At 59.9% G+C, this 2,444-nt stretch carries 1 protein-coding gene and 1 pseudogene; both read right to left on the bottom strand.

The window, feature by feature from the left end; all coding sequences use genetic code 11:
• Nucleotides 1-25: 25 nt before the first annotated feature.
• The gene (locus tag E1297_RS02750) at nt 26-991 is read right to left on the bottom strand and encodes a hypothetical protein (RefSeq protein WP_155133605.1); all 966 of its coding nucleotides are present in this window, start codon (nt 989-991) and stop codon (nt 26-28) included.
• Nucleotides 988-2,444 (bottom strand): annotated as a pseudogene (locus E1297_RS49025) (hypothetical protein); the annotation flags it as partial. The pseudogene E1297_RS49025 and the gene E1297_RS02750, both read right to left, overlap by 4 nt.

Here is a 2,444-nt window from a genome sequence, read left to right as displayed (position 1 = left end):
CCCCGTCCTTCAGGGCGGGGAGCAGTCACCGATACACCTCACTCCAATCCTCACCCCACGCCAGAATCTCCGGCAAGGTTCGGCCGACAGAAAGCCCGAGCGCGTATTCCCTGAAGGACGCGATCCATTTCTTCGGATCCACCTCCTTCCCCGGGACCCCATGTCTTCGAAAGAGCAAAAACGTCTTCATTGCCGCGATCTCTGACCGATGACGCAATTGACGCTGCACCTCGAAGAGTCGGTCGTTCACATTATCCACTTCGATCAGACCCCGGTCGGCACGATCCAGCAGGGACTCGATCTCCGCCGGGTCGTAAACGTTCGACACGCATGACGACAGCAAATTCGAGAATGAACCCGGCCACGCCTCCAGCAGAACGCGATACCCCAGGATTCTAGGAAGGTTCGACATCCCGAGAAAGACGGAGGCGAGGGCGCGAGATTCACCTGACTGCCACGAGGGCATGCGATCGGCGGGAACCGCGCACCAGGAAGCGATGGTTTCCCGATTGATCGGCGTCATTCCTGAGGCTTCGAGCATGCCGAGATCGGGACGGTCCTTTCCCTCCACCGGAAATCCCTTTGACACATACCGAACGACGGCCTCCTCCGGAGACAATCCGTCCTCGATATTCTCGACGACCTCAGGAAGTGCGATGGCCGCCCACCCGGACGGGACCCGTCGCAGGAACTCACTCACAGCCGAGGCCAAATTCGCATCGTTCAGAACGAGCGAGATAAGGCGGAGATCCAGAAATCTCTCGCGGCCCGACTTGAGGCCGGGCAACGCCTCGCGCACCTCGGTCGCGATTACGTCCGACGTCTTTCCGCGAAGCACCGCCGGGATCTCGTAATCAGCTTCAACGTCGGCCAGTTCCTCCAGCCTCGGAACCTGAATTTCGGAATCCCGGTAAACCCCCCTCGCTCGGAATTCCGGTAGAAGGCCCGGTATTCGAAGTTCCGGCCAGGATGCCTCTACCTGACGACTCATATATCCTCCTCACCGAGCGATGGCGGCCTGATGAGACCCGCCTCTGCGGCATCCCGCATTCTCTGCTCGAAGTATTTGTGCGTCTCGCGCACGGTCGCGACTTCTTCCGGCACCGGATCCGGAATGCCGATCAACTCCCGTTCGTCCCAGGCGATCCGGCGCTTGGCATAATGACTATGCGAGGTCTCGGTCCCGATGTGCCCCACGAGTGCCGACACCTCCTCGGATTTCTTGATTGCCTTCATATTCGCAACGAACTGATGCCGTAAGGAATAGAGGCAATAAGTCTTCTTCCGTCCCAGCCCCGGAGCCGTGAAGATCTTTTCCGATATCTGATACAGCAGTTGAGAACACTGTGACTGATGGTGGTCGTAGGTCAGATCGTTGAGCCACGACAAGCCGCGGGTCGACATCCGGCGGATTGCCCCGACCGTGCGGTCGTCAAATTCGGAGATGTCAATTGTGCGAACGAGACCATTGCCCCGGCCGTTCGTCGACTTGGCATTCAGGACGTAGAGCCAGATCCAACGACCGTTCGGGGCGGCCTCGTCCTCTATGATTTCGATATCCGTCGCCTGCCATTCGACAGGTCGAAGTCCGGTCGTGATCCCGGCGACCAGCCAATCGGCCAGCACCAGGCTGTATTTCGACTTCGAGAATTTCGTGAGATAGGCGAGGGCGCGCTCGAATTCCGGATGCGGGAATTTCTTCTCCTTGAGGGCGCTCGTCTTTCTTTTCAGGCCTCGGCCGGACTTATCCTTCGTCGTCGATTTCTTCTCCGGCGTTTCCGCCTCGTTGAAGTCGGCATCGAAGAGAGCCATAGCGCGGTCGACATCGTCGTGCGGTAGGGTGTCGATGATCGCCTTCGCCGACTGTCGGTAAGCGCGCCAGCTGGACGGCTTCAGGGTTGGTTTCAGACTAAGGACGAAGTGGGCGAACTGAACTGGATTGATGACATCTGGCGCATCGAAGCCGGCGTTGCCGACTGCGGCCTCGGGCGGCGTTATATGGCGAACGTAACGACTGACGAGTCCCATGCCGCGAGCGATGTAGTTCGCCTGCGTCTCTTCGCTTCGGGTCATCCCGTTGACGGAGGCCGTCGATCCTTTCCCCGGATCGCGACCCGCCTTCTTGGCGCGGACGGCAACCTTGTTCCGGTGCGCAGCCCGGATCTTCCGGAAGCGGTCGCCGTCCGGCCCGGTTCGGCTTCGGCGCTTCTTCACTGAGGAGCCGGGACCGATCAGGCGGAGCTGAACGGGCGTTTCGTCGTCATCCTCGGAAACGTTGGATGAAGCGCTCGGCGTCGAAGACCCAGCCGCCGTTCTGCGCGCAGCGTTTTTTTCGCGAACGCACAGGCTCTTCTGGCCCCGGACAGCATCGTCCTTGGTGTCAACAATGCTAGAGGGGATGTCGTGGCGCTGGAGCGAAGGCGCTGAGGTGTCCTTGGTGTCAA

The sequence above is a fragment of the Roseibium sp. RKSG952 genome (assembly GCF_009711355.1).
This window is presented reverse-complemented; position numbering and strand designations above follow the sequence as displayed.

Bases quoted from the DNA above. Each gene is read 5' to 3' on its own strand.
- E1297_RS02750 (WP_155133605.1), bottom strand. From the start codon at position 991: ATGAGTCGTCAGGTAGAGGCATCCTGGCCGGAACTTCGAATACCGGGC.